The organism is Lederbergia graminis (assembly GCF_042655485.1).
Classification (GTDB): Bacteria; Bacillota; Bacilli; order Bacillales; family Bacillaceae_C; genus Lederbergia; species Lederbergia graminis.
This window is the reverse complement of sequence record NZ_JBHSMC010000014.1, coordinates 126,747-145,165: the sequence shown is the minus strand read 5'-3', so window position 1 is coordinate 145,165 and position 18,419 is coordinate 126,747. Positions and strand designations below refer to the sequence as shown.

The 18,419-nt window shown below is 35.7% G+C and carries 19 protein-coding genes; 9 read left to right on the top strand and 10 right to left on the bottom strand.

Translation table 11 applies throughout. The features are described from left to right. Nucleotides 1–66 precede the first annotated feature (66 nt). The 3 genes from ACFPM4_RS10890 to ACFPM4_RS10880 form a co-directional block, all read right to left on the bottom strand. Nucleotides 67–1,308, bottom strand: coding sequence for an aminopeptidase (locus tag ACFPM4_RS10890; RefSeq protein WP_382351332.1), 1,242 nt, complete (start codon nt 1,306–1,308; stop codon nt 67–69). Between the two features lie 427 nt (nt 1,309–1,735). Next, nucleotides 1,736–3,346, bottom strand: coding sequence for an ABC transporter permease (locus ACFPM4_RS10885; protein ID WP_382351329.1), 1,611 nt, complete (start codon nt 3,344–3,346; stop codon nt 1,736–1,738). A 4-nt stretch (nt 3,347–3,350) separates the two neighbouring features. Then, nucleotides 3,351–4,262 (bottom strand): ABC transporter ATP-binding protein, encoded by a 912-nt coding sequence (locus tag ACFPM4_RS10880; protein ID WP_382351326.1) that lies wholly within the window; start codon nt 4,260–4,262, stop codon nt 3,351–3,353. A 154-nt stretch (nt 4,263–4,416) separates the two neighbouring features. On the opposite strand from ACFPM4_RS10880, the gene ACFPM4_RS10875 reads away from it, so the two are divergent. The 5 genes from ACFPM4_RS10875 to ACFPM4_RS10855 all read left to right on the top strand — a co-directional run bounded on the left by ACFPM4_RS10875 (nt 4,417) and on the right by ACFPM4_RS10855 (nt 7,730). Continuing rightward, on the top strand, nt 4,417–5,004 hold the full coding sequence (locus tag ACFPM4_RS10875) for a TetR/AcrR family transcriptional regulator (RefSeq protein WP_382351323.1): 588 nt from the start codon (nt 4,417–4,419) through the stop codon (nt 5,002–5,004). A 160-nt stretch (nt 5,005–5,164) separates the two neighbouring features. Continuing rightward, nucleotides 5,165–5,527 carry a MarR family winged helix-turn-helix transcriptional regulator gene (locus tag ACFPM4_RS10870; protein WP_382351320.1) on the top strand — a complete coding sequence of 121 codons (363 nt, stop codon included), beginning with the start codon at nt 5,165–5,167 and terminating at the stop codon, nt 5,525–5,527. 7 nt (nt 5,528–5,534) lie between these two features. Continuing rightward, nucleotides 5,535–6,719 (top strand): MFS transporter, encoded by a 1,185-nt coding sequence (locus tag ACFPM4_RS10865; RefSeq protein WP_382351317.1) that lies wholly within the window; start codon nt 5,535–5,537, stop codon nt 6,717–6,719. Between the two features lie 187 nt (nt 6,720–6,906). Beyond that, nucleotides 6,907–7,083: a hypothetical protein gene (locus ACFPM4_RS10860; RefSeq protein ID WP_382351314.1), complete on the top strand. Its 177-nt coding sequence runs from the start codon at nt 6,907–6,909 to the stop codon at nt 7,081–7,083. Continuing rightward, nucleotides 7,083–7,730: a DsbA family oxidoreductase gene (locus ACFPM4_RS10855; RefSeq protein WP_382351311.1), complete on the top strand. Its 648-nt coding sequence runs from the start codon at nt 7,083–7,085 to the stop codon at nt 7,728–7,730. Before ACFPM4_RS10860 ends, ACFPM4_RS10855 begins: the two co-directional genes overlap by 1 nt. A 57-nt stretch (nt 7,731–7,787) precedes the next feature. Here ACFPM4_RS10855 and ACFPM4_RS10850 read toward each other — a convergent pair whose 3' ends face one another. Genes ACFPM4_RS10850 through ACFPM4_RS10840 form a run of 3 tightly spaced genes read right to left on the bottom strand, consistent with a single transcriptional unit; the run spans nt 7,788 to nt 10,217 of the window. Then, nucleotides 7,788–8,432 (bottom strand): TetR/AcrR family transcriptional regulator, encoded by a 645-nt coding sequence (locus ACFPM4_RS10850; protein WP_382351308.1) that lies wholly within the window; start codon nt 8,430–8,432, stop codon nt 7,788–7,790. Between the two features lie 35 nt (nt 8,433–8,467). Beyond that, nucleotides 8,468–9,490 carry an ABC transporter permease gene (locus tag ACFPM4_RS10845; protein ID WP_382351305.1) on the bottom strand — a complete coding sequence of 341 codons (1,023 nt, stop codon included), beginning with the start codon at nt 9,488–9,490 and terminating at the stop codon, nt 8,468–8,470. 1 nt (nt 9,491) lies between these two features. After that, nucleotides 9,492–10,217, bottom strand: a complete 726-nt coding sequence (locus ACFPM4_RS10840; protein ID WP_382351302.1) for an ABC transporter ATP-binding protein — start codon at nt 10,215–10,217, stop codon at nt 9,492–9,494. A gap of 843 nt (nt 10,218–11,060) precedes the next feature. On the opposite strand from ACFPM4_RS10840, the gene ACFPM4_RS10835 reads away from it, so the two are divergent. Further along, nucleotides 11,061–11,816 (top strand): CPBP family intramembrane glutamic endopeptidase, encoded by a 756-nt coding sequence (locus ACFPM4_RS10835; protein WP_382351299.1) that lies wholly within the window; start codon nt 11,061–11,063, stop codon nt 11,814–11,816. A gap of 13 nt (nt 11,817–11,829) precedes the next feature. Continuing rightward, the gene (locus ACFPM4_RS10830; RefSeq protein ID WP_382351296.1) at nt 11,830–12,243 is read left to right on the top strand and encodes a hypothetical protein; all 414 of its coding nucleotides are present in this window, start codon (nt 11,830–11,832) and stop codon (nt 12,241–12,243) included. Nucleotides 12,244–12,482: 239 nt separating this feature from the next. Here ACFPM4_RS10830 and ACFPM4_RS10825 read toward each other — a convergent pair whose 3' ends face one another. The 3 genes from ACFPM4_RS10825 to ACFPM4_RS10815 form a co-directional block, all read right to left on the bottom strand. After that, on the bottom strand, nt 12,483–13,106 hold the full coding sequence (locus ACFPM4_RS10825) for a GyrI-like domain-containing protein (RefSeq protein WP_144927486.1): 624 nt from the start codon (nt 13,104–13,106) through the stop codon (nt 12,483–12,485). Between the two features lie 75 nt (nt 13,107–13,181). Further along, entirely contained in the window at nt 13,182–13,691 is a 510-nt protein-coding gene (locus ACFPM4_RS10820; protein WP_382351292.1) for a DUF2812 domain-containing protein, read from the bottom strand. Then, complete coding sequence (locus ACFPM4_RS10815; protein ID WP_382351289.1) at nt 13,691–14,032, bottom strand: PadR family transcriptional regulator; 342 nt, start codon at nt 14,030–14,032, stop codon at nt 13,691–13,693. The genes ACFPM4_RS10820 and ACFPM4_RS10815 overlap by 1 nt, the downstream gene beginning before the upstream one ends. A gap of 295 nt (nt 14,033–14,327) precedes the next feature. On the opposite strand from ACFPM4_RS10815, the gene ACFPM4_RS10810 reads away from it, so the two are divergent. Together ACFPM4_RS10810 and ACFPM4_RS10805 are read left to right on the top strand one after the other, a co-directional pair. Further along, a complete protein-coding gene (locus tag ACFPM4_RS10810; RefSeq protein ID WP_382351286.1) occupies nt 14,328–16,076 on the top strand; it encodes a methyl-accepting chemotaxis protein in 1,749 nt (582 codons plus the stop codon). Nucleotides 16,077–16,351: 275 nt separating this feature from the next. Further along, nucleotides 16,352–17,281: a M15 family metallopeptidase gene (locus ACFPM4_RS10805; protein WP_382351283.1), complete on the top strand. Its 930-nt coding sequence runs from the start codon at nt 16,352–16,354 to the stop codon at nt 17,279–17,281. Between the two features lie 215 nt (nt 17,282–17,496). On the opposite strand, the gene ACFPM4_RS10800 is transcribed toward ACFPM4_RS10805, so the two are convergent. Continuing rightward, complete coding sequence (locus ACFPM4_RS10800; protein ID WP_382351280.1) at nt 17,497–18,414, bottom strand: aminoglycoside phosphotransferase family protein; 918 nt, start codon at nt 18,412–18,414, stop codon at nt 17,497–17,499. Nucleotides 18,415–18,419 lie beyond the last annotated feature (5 nt).

The window sequence follows — 18,419 nt, the reverse complement described above, 5'->3', positions numbered from 1 at the left end:
AACAATGAGAAGAAACCCTAATAAGCATACTTTTGCTCATTAGGGTTTTGCTTTTTAAAAGATATTTTAAATTGCCCAGTCTCCATTACGGAAGATAGGTACAACGGTGCCATCTTGTTTAATACCGTCAATATTCATTTCTTTAGAACCAATCATGAAATCAACATGAACGGTAGAAACATTCATTCCATTCGCTTCTAGTTCCTCTTTACTCATTTTTGTTCCACCTTCAATAGTTGTTGGGTAAGCAGAACCAATAGCCAAGTGGTTAGATGCATTTTCATCAAATAATGTGTTGAAGAATGTAATTCCTGATTGAGAAATTGGAGATGGATCCGGAACGAGAGCGACTTCACCTAGTCCTGTTCCACCTTCATTATCAAATACTAATTTCTTGATGATTTCATCGCCTGTTTCTGCGGAAATATCTACAATTTTACCGTCTTTAAAGTGAACTTCCATGCCTGTAATTAGATTACCTGCATAGCTCAATGGTTTTGTACTACGGACAACGCCATCCATTCTACGAGTATCTGGAGCAGTAAATACTTCTTCTGTTGGCATGTTAGCGATAAATTCTTCGCCTTTTGGATTTACACTACCAGCACTCGCCCAAATATGATTCTTTGGTAAACCTAAAGTTAAATCCGTTCCAGGTGCTTTGTAGTGAAGTTTATCAAACTGAATTTCGTTTAATTTTGCTGCTTTCTCATCCAATAGTTCTTTATGACGATCCCAAGTAGCAACTGGATCATCTTCGTATACTCGACACGTTTTGAAAATTTGATCCCATAATGCATCAACTTGTTCTTCAGATGTTTTTAAATCAGGGAATACCGTCGCTGCCCATGCTGCTCCTGCTGCTGCAGCAACCGTCCATTTTAAGTCATCGTTTTGTGTTGCTTTTCGTTGTGCTTCAAATGCTTTCCCCGCCACTTTTTGATATGCTGATACTTTTGCTGGGTCTACCCCATTTAATAAACCAGGGTCACTAGAGATGATGGAAAGTCGACTAACTCGGTGATTCAATACATGGTCCTCAGACTCATCAATTTCATATTGTGGAATATCTGTAAGCACTTCTGTTGGCTGGTGTAAATAATGTAATTTGCTTATGTCATCGTCTGACCATTTTACGATTACTTTTTCAGCCCCTAGCGAGTAAGCTTCTTTTGTAATCAGTCGAGCGAGAGGTGCTTGATCAACGGAAATCGTCATTTTTACCCAATCACCCGGTTGAACATTGATTCCTTTTGCCACTAAAAGTCTTGCGTATTTTTGTAGATTTTCTTCGAAGTTAGGTAACATAAATAGTTCCTCCTTTTCTCTAATAGAGAATGTGTGAAATGTGTATGTAACATTTTTATTATATCTTTGTCTTAAGCATTGTTAAACTCTGTTGTTGATTTTCGCTCCTGTACACTCGCTTTCCGCGGGCACGGCCTCAGCTAACTTGGCAAAGAAAACCGCTTTGCCAAGTGGATCTTCGGCACGTGCTGTTCCCGCAGGAGTCTCGTGCACATCCGCTACAATCAACTAAGTTGTGAACAACACTGAACTTTAACAGAGCCTTGTCTTAAAATAAAAAAATACTACCTTTTAACTTTAAGTGCAAGTAAGAATTTTAAATTCAACTATTTGATTGGGAACAGGTAATGTTCACTCACTACATTTCAACTTATGTGGCAAATAATTAAGCATGAAGATGAAAACTCTATGCTTTTAAATAAACTAATCAACCCCGTATATCCCTTCGATTATACCCAACAATACCAAGATGAGTAAGAAGAAGCGCCATGATCGTTAGCGTAATTAATGGTATTACCTTCATATCATCCGCAGGAATTTGTGGTATATGATCAAATGGCGAAATAGCATTCATCCATTTTGGAAAATCGAGAATCCCACCTAGATAAATTACTATGAAACAATAGATGACATAAAACCAAATGAATCCTGTTGCTTTTGGAAGTACACCAATGAAAAAAGCAGTAAAAGCAACCAACAGCCACATTGCAGGTAAATAGACAATTGCTGATGAAATGGTTGTTGTAAAAGATAATCCTTCCTCCATCACTGCTGCACCAACAGACCATAATCCAATTGCAACAAGTCCTTGATATAAAAAGCTTAGAACGAATGCGAGCCCATAATAACTACCAAGAAGTTTTGTTCTAGACACTGCTCGACTAAAATAATGGTCAATTCTATCCTTACTCTCTTCCCCTTTTAGTTTCAATACCGCCTGAACAACGGGAATTGTACTTAGTAGAGCCATAATAGCCATAAGTAGTGTAATAAATTGTTCTGTCATTGTATAACCTGCGTCACTTGGAAGAAATGCTTGAACAAATTCATTATCTGCAAAATACATTTCAAGATCTCCCAATATTGCACCGAAGGACGCACTTAGAGCAAATAGACCAATTGCCCACGATACAATGCTGGTCCTTTGTAATCTCCACGCTAAACCAAACGGTGTTAATAAGAAAGTGGAAGCATGTTTTCTTCCTTTTCTTGCCGGGAAAAAGCCAGAGCCAATATCTCGAATCACATTTAAATAAAAAGCTAGCGCAATAATCACAACACTGAGAGCTAGAGCTACAATAACTGGCCACCAGTCATTGTCTGCAAATACACCTGTCCTTACCATCCAACCAAGTGGAGAGATTAGTGCTACTGTTTCATTACTAACATCACCGGTTGCACGAATAAGGTATGTCATTATTAAAAAGCCAAAGGCAAGAGTTGTAGTTTCTCTTGATGTTTCTGCAAGTTGTGCAAAAACAGCTGTAAATGCAGCAAATATGATACCCGATGACCCTAAAATTGCCCCATATAAAAAGGCACTTTCTGCGTTCAGTCCATTTATTCCTAGCGCCATTAACCCGAATCCTATGAGTATAACTAAAAGGATATTCGTTATTAGAATTACTATCATAGAGGATGTTACATAAGTTAAACGCCCAACAGGAAGTGCTCTGATTAATTCAATTCGGCCATCTTCTTCATCTGCCCTCGTACTTCTACCAACTGATAAGATATTCATAATCGCTACTGCAACAACTGAAAATAATAACATTTCATGAGCAAATAAAGTCCCAATCGATTGTAAATAATGCTCATCACTATAACCGGGACCAAGCATCGCCACCATCGCTGGATTATCCATTGTCAATGCAAATGCTTGTTTAGATGGCTCATCTTTATAAATGTCAGGATAAGAGTAGGCAGCGGCAATAGTAACAACAATTAATCCAAGCAACCATATGATTATTTTCTTTCTATCTTGGCGAAATAGTAATTTCGTTAATTCCATTGTCCCTTTAAAATATTTTTCGTTCATTACATCATCCCCCCACACTATCTTTAGAGTGGATTGCTGCTCCTTGGTAGTGACGCATAAATAGATCCTCTAATGTTGGTGGAGCACTTTCCAGTTTTAAAATACCAAATGGACTAATATAGCGAATGACGGTATCTAATTCTTCCGTATCGACTTGAAATTTTAACTCTGAACCATTCTCTTGTAGATTGTGTACTCCTTTTACTTCATGTAAATGAGGAAGCGGCTCACGCGTCTGAATAACTAAATTCGTTCGTGTTAAGTGTCGTAACTCATTTAATGTGCCAGTTTCAATTATCTTACCTTGACGAATAATCGCTACTTTATCACAAAGTTTCTCCACTTCAGATAGTATATGACTGGAAAGAAGCACACTTTTTCCTCTGTCTTTTACTTCTTGGACACACTCCTGAAATATATTTTCCATTAATGGATCTAAACCTGAAGTAGGCTCATCTAATATATACAAATCTGCATCTGCTGCAAAAGCAGAAATAAGCGCAACTTTTTGCCTGTTTCCTTTCGAATACGTTCGACATTTTTTCCTTGGATCTAAATTAAATCTTTCTATCATCTCATCACGGCGATTGGCACTTCCATTGCCACGCATTTTCAAAAATAAATCAATTACTTCTCCACCAGAGAGGTTTGGCCACAAATTCACATCTCCCGGAACATAAGCGATCTTTTTATGAATTTCAATCGCATCCTTCCAAGCATCCTTCCCAAAAATCTTTGCTTCTCCAGACGTTGCCTTCAACATTCCGAGCAAAACCCGTATTGTTGTAGATTTCCCCGCCCCATTAGGACCAATGAAACCAAATACTTCTCCTTTATTCACCTCTATATTCACACCATCTAATGCCGTAAATTTACCGAACTTTTTTGTTAGATTCATAGTTTTTATAATCGTCATTGGGTACCCTCCCTTAACTTTATATAGAGTTTTGAAATATTTTACCCTATATAGTTCATAATATAATTAAAAAAAGTCCCTGACAAGAGTTTATGAAATATATTTATTGTTTTATTACATAAATTTCATTACACTATTATCGAGGTGAAAAAAGTTGGATGGATTTGAACGCCGCAGAGAACAAAAAAAGCTACAAATTCTAGAGGCAGCATTATCACTATTTATTGAATTTGGAACTCAGAAAGTATCGATTGCAGAAATCGCGAAAAGAGCAAAAGTATCCCAAGTAACAATTTATAATTATTATGAGAGCAAAGATAAATTAATCCAGGAAGTAATTATTTATTACATTCATAAGGCTTGGAGTGAATATGAGGAACTTTTTCAGAGTGACCTTACATTCCCTGAAAAAGTAAAAAGAATTATCTTTCAAAAATCAGATATCGCTAATCATATCCACGCTAGCTTTTTCCAAGATTTTATGAAGGAGTATACAGAGGAAAATAACTTTATTGAAGAGTTCTATGCGGAAAAAGCCCTGCCAAAGTTTATCGAACTTTTTAATGAAGGAAAAGAACAAGGATATATTGATCCTTCCATTTCAAACGAAGCAATACTGTTTTATATTCAAATGTTTAAAGAATATATGCAACGCCCTGATATTGCTAACTCCCTCCTCCCTATAACAGAAGACTTAACAAAGTTATTTTTCTATGGGATAGTTGGGAAAAATGAAAATTAAGATATTAAGCACAACAATTATCGTTGTGCTTTTTTATTTGATCAAATTTCCCATTTACAATTTCGTCCATCAGGTTTATGATAAATACTTAGCTAGGTAATTAATTGAGGTGACCTTTTTGAATCCGATATTCCATGAACTGTTTCAACTTACACGCTCGATGAGTAAAGAGCTTAATAACGTATTGAAAGAGCATGACTTATTTAATGCACAATGGACTGTTTTGTTTTGTATACAACAGCATGAAGAAATGATGCTAAAAGATATTTGCACGTATTTAAACGTGGAGGCTCCTACTATTACAAGAACTGTTAATCGCCTCCAAGAATTAGGTTGGATTATCATCACACCTGGAGAAGATAAAAGAGAGAAAATTGTACGGCTATCAGACGATGCAAAAAGAAAGTTTCCGTCCATTGAAAAGACAGTCATTAACTTTGAAAATCAATTTTTACAACAATTATCTAATAATGAGCAATCTGTGCTATTAACATTGCTTCAAAAATTAGATATGAAAGGATGAGACATCATTGGCAAAAAAAGAACCGATATGGACGAAAACATTTATTAGTTTATTCTTTACAAACTTGTCCGTTTTTGTTGTATTTTATGGATTAGTTACAACTTTACCTCTATACGCTATCGGCATATTAAATAGAACAGATGAAGATGCTGGTCTTTTAATGTCGATCTTCCTTCTATCCGCGATTGTTGTTCGCCCATTTACAGGAAAAATTTTAGATATCTTTGGAAAAAGAAAGATGTTATGGATTAGTTTAGCTTTTTATTTAATATGTACCGTTTTATATTACTTTGTACAGCCATTTTCTGGTCTATTGATTTTACGCTTTGTACAAGGTATTTGGTTTAGTATTGCGACTACAGCAGCTGGTTCACTTGCCGCAGATAATGTTCCAATGTCACGCCGAGGAGCAGGACTTGGATATTTCACCATGTCAACTAATCTAGCCATTGTAGTTGGGCCCCTTATTTCCCTTTTTATTATTCAAGCATTTTCATTTACAACACTATTTATCGTATTAAGTGTTTTAATGTTAATGGGCGCTGGATTAGCACTAGCTATTCCTGCAGATAAAAAGGCTAACACGAAAGTGAACCGTAAGATTTCACTGGGTGATTTATTTGAGAAAAAAACAGTACCCATTGCGCTTCTTGCTAGTTTAATTTCGTTTGCATATGCAAGTGTACTATCCTTTTTATCCGTGTATGCTCAAGAAAAAGACATGTTGCATTTAGCAACTATTTTTTATGTTGTATATGCTGCAGTCATGCTTGTAACACGACCGTTTACTGGCAGATGGTTTGATGAAAAAGGAGCCAAGTTTGTCATGATTCCTGGTTTTATTAGCTTCTTTGCTGGTTTAATACTCCTAGGTTTTATGAATTCTGGAATTCTGTTTTTAGTTTCCGGATTACTTATTGGGTTTGGGTATGGCGCTCTCGTTCCAAGTTTGCAAACACTAGCAGTGCAAGCAACAACACCAGAAAGAAGCGGCTATGCAACTGCTACATTCTTTACTCTATTTGATATTGGAATTGCCATTGGTTCCTATGTCCTAGGTTTAGTTGCCGTTCACTTTGGATATCAAAATGTATATGTATTATCCGGAGTACTCGTAATAGCAATTCTAGTAATCTATATAATTTCGCAAAAACAAAAGAAGAAAGTGAAAAGCTCAGCTATCGCGAGTTAATGAATGAATGACAGCTGGCTAGTATCAAGCGATATGATAAGTTAGAAAGCTTACACATATCGCTTTTAAATTTTATAAAAGCACCGTGTACAAGTAGTTATTCCAAGTTTTTACATCCAATTCAATTATTAGAATCCTGCCGTGTTTTACTTTAATATTATAAATACCCATAAAGGAGGTATTCATGATGTTGAAAGACAAAGATCATAAATCTACAGCATCAAAACAAATAGATTCTAAAGAAACTCTGAAGCCACTACAAAAGCTAAAAACATTTGAATTTGATAATTCATCAGGGTTTTCTTGTGATATTAATACTGGAATTTGTGGCCCAGTAGAACAACAGAAAGAGGGGAAAAATTGATGAAAATAACCATTTGGTCCGATTTTGTATGTCCATTCTGCTTTATTGGAGAATCACATCTTCATGACGCTTTAAAGAAATTTGAACATGCGGATAAGGTGGAGATTGAATATAAAAGTTTCTTATTAATGCCAGATGCAGAGTATGTTCCTGGTAATGATTATGCACAAACATTTGCAGACATGAAGGGAATTCCATTATCTCAAGCAAGGTCCATGCTACAACAAGTGGAGCAAATGGCGAACAACTCCGGGGTAGCAATAAATTACAATAAAGCAAAACTATCAAGCACATATGATGCACACCGTGTTTTTCAATACGCAAAAGAGCAAGGCAAAGGAAATGAATTTTTCCATCGTTTCTATGTAGCACATTTTACAGAAGGTGAAGTGTTAAGTGATGAAGAAACAATCGTCCGCCTTGCAGAAGAAGTCGGGCTTGATGGGACAGAGGTACGCAGTATTGTAGAAAATAAGAGTAATACTGAAAAAATAACACAGGAAATATCTGAAGCACGTACAGTTGGAGTTCAGGGTGTACCTTTCTTTGTATTTGATAATAAGTACGCTATTTCCGGTGCCCAACCAGTGGAAGCATTCAACCAAGTACTGGACCAAGTATGGGAAAATGAGCATGCAGAAAAATAATATTTAGTAGTAACGAATGCAATATAAAAAGCTTCGAGTCGTAAATTGCACTCGAAGCTATTTCTTTATCGGGGTTAATCCTCTCTTCAAAAACCCCAGCATTCTTTCAATCTCCTCTTCATCATTCCACTCTCTTGGGGATATGACATATTTTGTTGCGAAATAACCTAACACTGTCGATATTATTAGTCGAATAACAGTATCAGGATTCATCACAATAATCTCCTCTTTTTCTTGATAATGCTGGACAATTCTCCTAAAACGTCCATATACTTTTTTACCAATGTGTTCGATAAACTGTTCTCTTAATTCTTCTTGGAATGGTATTTCTTGAATTAAGATTCGAATTGTCTTTATGTTATTCTTTAAAAATTGTTCACGATTATCTATCATTGCACGTAAAAATTCCTCAAAATCATCAAATTCCTGGTCTAAAACTTTATATAAATCTTTAATTACAATAGGCCCGATTAATTTGAACATCATGGGAGATACAATTTTCATCAATAGTTCTTTTTTCGTTTTATAATGTCTAAAAATCGTTCCTTCTGCAACACCAGCTTTTTTCGCAATCTCACTAGTCGATGTAGCTGCAAAACCTTTTTCAGCAAAAGTCTCTATCGCCGCTTCTAAAATCTTTTTCTGTTTTTCTGTCAAACCTTCTTGATTATATATAACCTCATCCAAGTTTTGTTCTGACATCGTTACTGTATGTCTCCTTTTTCAGTATCTACTTGTTAGATTTTCCTGTATTTTCTTAGAGCAAGAATATTTAAGCTCATAAATAAGAGCGAAAATCCAATTAAGATAAGAACGTCTAGGTATATATCACTCCAGCCAGATCCTCTTACCATGATTTCTCTTAATGCATCGGCCGCATAGTATAAAGGCGTTATAGGTCCTATCCAGCTTAACCAGTTTGTCATCGTTTCTAAATTAAAAAGACCCGAAAAAAATATTTGTGGGATGACGATGATTGGAATAAACTGCATCATTTGTAGTTCATTATTAGCAAACGCTGATAATAGCGTTCCAAGTGTTAATGCCGTAAATGCCATTAATAACGTGATGAGCAATACGTATATAAATGCCCCTTCCATTAACATACCTAATACATAAATAGCATATACCGCAATGATAGTAGCTTGAATGACTGAAAATATTCCAAAACCTATAACATATCCAACGACTATTTCCCATTTTCGTAACGGGCTTGCTAACAATCTCTCTAAAGTCCCTGTTGTTCTTTCCCGTAAAAACGAAATCCCTGCTATTAGAAATACAAAGAAAAAGATAAAAAACCCAAGTAAAACAGGTCCAAAATAATCAAACTGCCCCATCTCACTAGAACCATGTAAATAATTAATATCTGGTTTTACAGTATTCGGTCCCGTCTCAGCTAAGTTGCTTTGAATCCATTTCATCACTGCACTAGCTTTGCTTGGATCACTACCTTCTAGCATTATAGCTGGTTTTCCATTTTCAAACGATAAGTAACCATCAATAGATTGTGATTCTAAATCAGCCTTAGCAGCATCTATGTTATCATATTTCGTAATTTCAGCCGTATCATCTTCAAGTTGATTTATCATTTGTTCTGGGATATTCACTATACCAACTCGAGGGGTATATGCCTCCACATTAAAAACTAAATGTACCATTGTAAGTACAAGAATGGGAGCAAATATTAGTAAGCCTAGCGTCCGTTTATCTCGTACAATTTGGCGCAGTATTCTTTTTACTAATGCCATTACTCTCATGTTAGGCACCTCCATAGGCAAGAAATGCATCTTCTATCGAAGTCGTTTTTGTCTCTTCTTTTAATTGTTGCGGAGTACCAACCGCAATTAATTTACCTTCACGAATGAGACCAAGACGATCACACTTGTCTGCTTCATCCATCACATGTGTTGTAACAATTAATGTAGTTCCTTGTTGCTTTAATTCATAAAACGCTCCCCAAATACTCTTTCTTAAAACTGGATCAATCCCGACAGTTGGTTCATCGAGAATTAATATTTCAGGCTCGTGTAGTAATGCAATTGCAAGGGATAATCTTCTCTTCATCCCACCTGAATAGGTGGAAATTGGTTTATTTATATGGTCCAATAATTGGACAAGCTTCATCACTTCTTTAATTCTTTGTGATTGCTTTGTACCCTTCAATCCATAAAGCTCCGCAAAAAACTGTAAATTCTCCTTTGCGGAAAGCTCTTCATAAAGTGCATCCGATTGTGCCATATAGCCAATTCTGTTAATCAACTTCAAATCTGGCATTTTCTCTTGAAAAATATAGTTTTCACCTGAAGTTGGAGTATCTAGCCCCGACAATTGCTTTACTAACGTTGTCTTCCCTGCACCAGACGGACCAAGCAGACCAAAAATTTCACCTTCATAAATGTCTAAATTAATATCTTCTAGTACTTGATGCTTACCAAAACTTTTGGAAATATGGCGTACAGAAACACAAGATCTCTTGTTTTCCAATTTATATACACCTCTTTTAATTTATATAGTGAGTGATTACTCACTTTTTATTTTAGTTTTGTTTTATCTTTTTGTAAAGTGAAAATTTGACAATTAAAAATTGTACTCTTCTCCAAATCAATCATTTTTTACCCAAAATGAGAAAGTTACAGATACCCAAGACAATTATTAATTTGAACTTCTTATGCTATTCCTTCATTCCCATTAGATTCAGTCAAAACTGTTGTGATTACATGTTATCTCGACCAGTAACAAAACTAGTTTTGTAGATAACAGTCGTGTTGAGGGTCCTCTCGACCATTCTCACCACTTCTTACATTCAAATTGGGTGTGACAACGTGTTTCATGACTGATATCATTGCTAGTTTGGTATACATCGGTCGTGATAACGCGCCTCTCAACCATTCTCACCACTTCTTCCGTTCAAATCGGTTGTGACAGCCTGTCTCTTGACCGATTTCATTGCTAGTTTGGTATACATCGGTCGTGATAACGGTCCTCTCGACCATTCTCACCACTTCTTCCGTTCAAATCGGTTGTGACAGCCTGTCTCTTGACCGATTTCATTGCTAGTTTGGTATACATCGGTCGTGATAACGCGCCTCTCGACCTTTCCAACCACTTCTTACATTCAAATTGGTTATGATAACCTGTATCTTGACCTATTGTTACGCTTTTTTACACAAAACCGTCTTGATAACCTCTCAAAATCACTTCCAGTTATATTCCCTGTCGCAAAAGTTATGAGCCTCTCTTTTCATACAAGATTAAAGGGAATTTTCCTGCCTTACTCGAATACTCTTAGTATGGTATGTTTTGAAACAATGGAACTGGAGGTATTTTTTGAAGACTGCATGGTTCATATCGTTTATTCGTTTCCCTTTGTTGATTGCTGCGTTATTGTGTTTTGCTGTCATATTAAGGCTATTGAATATTGATGTTATCTTTCCTTTTTTACCGGATATGTCTGCTATTTACTTTACGTTTGTGAATATTCTTTGCTTTTACATCTTACATCGCATCCTAAAGAAGGAAGGGAGTAGCTTCAAAGATTTACTTGGATATCGCAAGGATCGGATTGGTAAAGATATATTATTAGGATTTTTATGGTTGTTTGTTTTATATATTCCATTTTCCCTAGGATTAGTAGGTACAATGTTTGTAATGTATGGAGCAGATTTTGTATCTCATTTCGAAACAGTGTTTGTAGGTGATATTGCTAATACTAACTTAACGCGACCTTATTGGTTTTTATGGGTGACTGCACTAATTGCACTCATTTTTCCTTTTCTAAACGCACCAATTGAAGAGCTTATGTACAGAGGCTATGCGCAACCAGCGTTTATCAAACATTATAAAAAAGCTTGGCTAGGGGTTCTGATACCTGCAGTTGGATTTGCGTTACAACATATTATGCTTTCTGCAAATATCCAAGGAGCAGTCGTATATGCAGTTGCTTTCTTTGCATGGGGAATTGGCAGTGGAATCATTTATCACAAACAACAAAGGCTTTTCCCGCTCATTATTTGTCATTTTATCGTTAACATAGCATTCAGTGTAATTCCGATTATCTTTTTATTGATGGGTGTATACGGGTAGGGGGCTTTTTGAGGTGGAGAATTTCCTATTAAAGATTTTTGGATTAGTTTATTTATCGATGATTTTAAGTCCTATTATCTTCTACTTACTAAAAAAACGAGTGCTGTTCATTGTAAACATATCTGTGCTATTTCTCTATTTAACCAATTGGTTCTGGATGATAGGACGTGTTGGGTATGGGGGAATGCTTTACTACTCATGGCAGTTGCTATTTTACCTTAGTATCATCTTGTTTTTCCTAGCACTTTCCATTTTATTATTGAAGCACACTAATCGAATGGTGCTTACTTTAACATATTTCATAGGTCTTATCTTAGTAATCATCTTAAAAGTCGATACACATCAACTTGTAATATTTGCTACATCTTCTACCTTCCTTGCTTTTATAGTTGCATTTATATTTAGTCTTTTCCATAAGCTCTGTTAAACTCTGTTGTTGAATTTCGCTGCTGTACACTCGCTTTCCGCGGGCACGGCCTCAGCTAACTTGACAAAGAAAACCGCTTTGCCAAGTGGATCTTCGGCTCGTGCTGTTCCCGCAGGAGTCTCGTGTACATCTGCTACAATCAACTAAGTTGTTAACAACAATGAACTTTAACAGAGCCTTTCCATAAAACAAAACCGATCCAACTATTTCATAAATTAATCGGATCGGTTCTTCTTTTATTATTTAGCTTCAATTTTAAATCGCAATACAGTTTTTAATTTTTCAGGGGCTGTTTTTCTTGGGTCTGAAATGTAGATTTCTCTGTGTATTTTACTCTTTCTTTTGTACCCTTGCTCTTCACAATAATTCTCCATTATAGAAAATGTTTCGGATTCATTATCGTAACTGCCAAGATGCATCATTTGAACACTTAAACCATCAGCATGTGAAATGAATTTTGCTTCATCGACTTGCAGGTTCTTCTTTTTCTTCTTTACAGTATCAACCGCCCTCTGAAAAAGTTCTTCCGTTACAAAATCAGGTTGGCGGATCATCAATTGATATACTAAGTGATTCTTATCGAGGTAATCTAACTTTCTACCTTCCTCGCTCAAGTCCCATATCCCCTCTAAAGGAAAAACAGTATATTCATAATATCCCTCTGGAGTGTATCCACTTTTAGGCATCATGCGAATCGCATAAGACAAAGCATATAAAATTTCTACCTTTGTTTGAAATTCATCACCATTCGGATCACCTTCACCGGTTACCATAATATATTTCTTTTCTGTATCGTTATATATTGTTGGAGTCTGCTTCGGTAGGTATATTTCCTTATCCATTTTACGCCATTCATACTTCATTAGCTGTGTCAGCTCCTATATCTTATTTTTAATGAAATGATTTTTCGTTTTTTTTAGATAACGCACTTCGCATCATTAAAGTTTTCTAGTATAAAAGTTTATTTTTCGTTTTAATGATATAAATAGATATACATATAAGAGTATAACTGCTCCAACGATTGACAAAACAATAATTTGTAGTGCGTCACCTCTCCACGTTGTAAAGAGCCAAACTTGAGAGGTAAGCAGCACGAAGAAAAATAATAAGTAAAATTTTAACATTCTTTGATATGTCTCTTTAATTGATTCACTATCCGAATATATTTTCTTCACCTTGGTATTATTAGCATCTGTCCTAAAATAGTGGAACCTCACAACAGCACTGTCTACATATTCCCATCCTGCATCCTCATACAACTGAAAATAATCATCCGTTGGCTCATTAAAATCTGTTTGATAAATATATGATTTATTTTTGTCTTCTTCAAAATAATACATAAATGCTTTGTATTTCTTAAAATGAAATCCTTTGCTAGACATTTCTATTAGCCACTTTTCTTCTTTGTCGACATTTGAAGCTAGGAAAAATTTAAATTTTTTAATCATCAATTTCCCTCACTTTCTAATTCCTTCATTATTTCATGAGCATTCTCAACAAGTGATTCTAATCGTTTGTACTCTAACTGAAGAATTTTCTTTCCCAGTTCCGTTAATTGATAATATTTACGACGATCTCCTTCGTCGACTTCTGCTTTTATAATTACTTTTTGCTTTTCTAGTTTTCCGAGTGCACCATATAAAGTACCTGGTCCCATTGTTACTTCTCCACGGCTTATTTCCTCAATATCTTGCATAATCGCATAACCGTGTCTTACTTCTCGAAGTGATAACAAAATGTAGAATGTTGCTTGTGATAACGGTAAAAAGTCATTGATTTTTTTGTCCATTCTCTTCACCTGCTTCTTATATCGACCATCTCTATATTGTATGTCGATATATCGTATACCGATATAGTACCATTATATTATTGCATCTGCAACGTTTTTCATAAAAATAGGCAAAAAAAAACCCTTTTCTCATAATTTTTTGTATATATACACTTCACTTTTACAAATGTTGGTCGAAAATAATATAGAGTACAAAAAAATCCGATACCAAAGTTCTATGTTTCATGGAGAAATTTGGTATAATTATTGTTATCTTTTGAAACGTTTCGATTAATTTAGGAGGATAGTAGTATTAATGAGTAAATTACAACGGGTTACAAATCTTTTAAAAGTTAAAATGAAAAGGCTTAAATTTAAAAACCTAACGATAGGATGGAAGTTTGGTTTAAGTTTACTAATTATTTTTACGTTATTTGCAGCTTCAACCGTTATTGTCTCCGTTTCTCTAAATACGGTTGGGGAGAAGATTGATGCTTTAGAAAGACGTGCAGATAGGTCAGTGGCTATAACAGAAATGGGATCAATCATTCGTGGTAAATCAAATAATATTGTCAATTATATTCAAGAACAAGATTCTAACCTTATTGAAGAGTATGAAGCACTTCGAGACGAGTTCAATACGATTGAAGGGCAACTAAAAACAAACATGGATACAAAAGAAAAAGAAGATTTATTTAGGGAAATTAGCCTGAATGATAAGAGAATAAATAATATTTTCTCGTTGAATGTAATCCCTGCTTTAAAAAATGGAGATGTCGACTATGCGTCTGAATTTATTGAGGACGTGGATGAAGAACTTACGAAAACACTTGAATTACTAGATAGTTTACGTGGAATCATAAATGAAGAACGTACATTAGCTGTTACGGAAGCGGATCAAAGTCAAGCAACTGCTTTTACTACGTTATTAATTTCAGTTATTGTTTCTATACTTGTAGGAGGTATTACTACTTATTTCATCAGTAGAGCAATTACGCGAAACTTAAATAAAGTAGTAGTAATGAGCAATAGGATTGCAGATGGAGATTTAGCCGCGCAACAAATTGATTATAATGGTCAAGATGAAATTGGCGTATTGGCTGCTGCGATGAACAGAATGAATGAGAATCTGAAAAATGTTATACAACAAGTTTCAAATGCCGCAGCTATCGTTAATAGCAATAGTGAGGAACTCATGCAATCGACGAATGAAATTAATGAAGGTGGAGTACAAATGGCTTCCACGATGCAAGAGCTATCCTCAGGGGCAGAATCTCAAGCAAATAACGCTACTGTTTTAAATGAAATGATGGAAGAATTTAATGAAAAAGTAACAACAGTGAATAATGCTGGAATCGAAGTTGGAAAAACGTCTAATCATGTTTTAAAAATGTCAGAAGAAGGCCGTACATTGATGGACCAATCTGTTCAACAAATGGGTAATATTCACCAAAAGGTTACAATTGCAGTTGACAATGTAAAAAGTTTAAATGAAGAATCACAAAGGATATCTAAGCTAAGTCAAATGATTCAAGAGATTGCACAACAAACTAATCTTTTGTCATTAAATGCTTCAATTGAAGCTGCTAGAGCAGGTGAACATGGAAAAGGGTTTGCGGTAGTTGCATCAGAAGTACGCAAGCTTTCCGATCAAGTTGCCGAATCAGGTGTGGAGATCACTAAAACAATTCAACGGATCTTGAAAAACTCAGATGAAGCTGTAATTTCTTTAGAATCAAGCTACCATGAGGTTGAAAATGGTACGAACCAAATTGAGGTTACTGGCCGCACATTTGAAACAATCAATAATTCCGTATCCGAAATGAATGGAAAAGTTCAAAATATCTCTTCTAGCCTAGGAAACTTATTAGATAACAGTAAGAAAATGAGTGAATCAATCGAAGAAGTAGCAGCGGTAGCAGAGGAATCAGCTGCAGGTATAGAGCAAGCTGCTGCTGCAACAGAACAAACAAGTAGCTCCATGCATGAAATATCAGGAAGAGCTCAAGAACTAGCAACTTTATCAGAGAAATTAAACGAACAAGTAAGCAAATTTACGTTTTAATATATCCATTGCCTTTGAACAATCACATGAGGCGGAGCAAAAAGTCAAAATCAACTTTTGCTCCGTCTTTTTTGTGTTTTACACTTTGGAAATGATTGCTTGAAACAAAACGAAGGTACAATTCGTCTAATGAGTAGTGATTAAAATTACCGTGTTACATTTATTACATTTTAATATTTATCTTTTTTTCATTAACGGAAAGGAATAGAATGAAAGAAGTACAAAAAGCAATCAACAACGAGATATAAGCAACTAGTAAGGGAGGAAGTTTTTTTATGAAGAAATCTAGCATATTTTTCATGCTAATCTTAACATTGATGGTTGGCTTAATAGTAGGTTGTAGTCTATCAATCAATGATAATAATAAAAAAGAGCCTGATGATGATAAAAAAGTTGTCACAGAGGAGCCCACTGACAATACGAATCCAGACTCTGAGAATGATACAACACCGCCAGTAGATGAAGAGAAAGAAGACGATCCTGTCACAGACCCTGCAAAGGAAGATGAGAAAACTCCAGAAGATGAAGAAGAACAACAAAACGAGGATCCTGAGGAGCAAAAGCCTGACAAAAAAGGGAATGCGGATCAAGGAAATGAAGACGCCATCCAAGTTGTTGCAAATCCAGCTTCCATAGAAGTACTTGTCAATAAACAATTTAAGCTGCCAGATAACTATTCTCCTAAAGATTTAGTGTATCCTAATGTTAGATTTATCTTCAGTGAAAAGGTTGATAAACGGAAAATGAGGAAAGAGGCAGCAACAGCATTGGAGAAAATGTTTGCTGGTGCTGAAGTTGATGGGATTTTATTAGCAGGAGCATCTGGCTATCGATCCCAAGCAACTCAAACTATTCTATATAATAACTATGTAAAAAGAGACGGAAAAGAAGCTGCTGACCGATATAGTGCACGCCCTGGTCATAGTGAACATCAAACTGGATTAACGATGGATGTTTCCGGTAGTGACGGAAAATGTGCTGTTCAAGACTGTTTTGGTGGCACTCCTGAAGCCGAATGGATAGCAGAACATGCCCATGAATATGGATTTATTGTTCGTTATCCAAAAGGAAAAGAACATATTACAGGCTACCAATATGAACCATGGCATATTCGGTATGTCGGATTAGATATTGCAAAAGAAATTTACGAGCAAAACATTACGCTAGAAGAGTACTTTGACGCGGTTCCTGTAGGAGCAAACTAAAAAAAACGAGATCTCGATATTGTACCGAGATCTCTTTTTTGTTTTGTCGTTTGAAGACACATTTGCTGCTTTATTCTTTTTCTGTCTTTATAAAGCTACTACGAAGACATATTTTGTAATTTTCTCCTTTATTTGTCTTCAGACTGCACCTATGAAGACAGAATTTTAATTTTCCACCTATATTTGTCTTCATAGCCAAGATACGATTAACGATTCTACAACAAGTGCTTTAATCTCGCTTTCATATAATCATATGCTTGCTTGTCATCCTTTTTAGCGAAGAATCTCAGACCATCAATCGCCTTCCAAATCATATACGCTCGCAATCTTTCCTCAAAATGAGGGATTTCTTTCCCCTTCTTTTGCCAAGCTTCTTGAATCCGCTCTGGAAAGCTCAAATGTTCCGACCAGAAATGCAAACCAGCAACATCCAACACAAAGTCACCATGCATGGACATCTCCCAATCCACAATGCCGGTTACCTTCTTTCCATCTGATAACATATTCCCTAAATGGAAATCACCATGAACAAGGCCAGGATGGTCGGGCGCATACTGGAGCAATTCTAGCATCTTATCATACCCTTGCTGAAATACCTCTTTTTCTAAAAAGCTTGTTTCATAAAGTTGGGTCCAATTATGATGGAAACCACCATCATCATCACGGAAAGAATTTATAATCATCTCTTCCCAAGTGTTGAAAGCTGTCTCTCCCGTTGGTGAGATCCAACCATACCCTTTCGATCGATCCAACTTAATTTCACTCATTGTTGTAAAAATAGACGCCACATGATCAAGAACATCAGCTTGTTCCGTTTCTGATAAACTACTAATTGGTACACCCTCCACTTTTTCACTAATGATAAATGAAAGGCCATCATGTTCACCTTTTTTTATAACTCTTGGGATCGGTAAAATATCTCCATACGTTCGATATATATAATCTGCTTTTTCCAAACTAATATTGGAATCTCGGAAATGTACCACATAAGATTCACTATCTACATAAAAACTGAATACTCTACTAAGCTCGCCCATTTCAATTCCTTCTATGTGGGTAATGGGTGTATTCAAAATAGCTTCTAACATCACCTGTGCTTCATCTATTGACATAGCCAGCTTAAAGGATTTCATTGGTC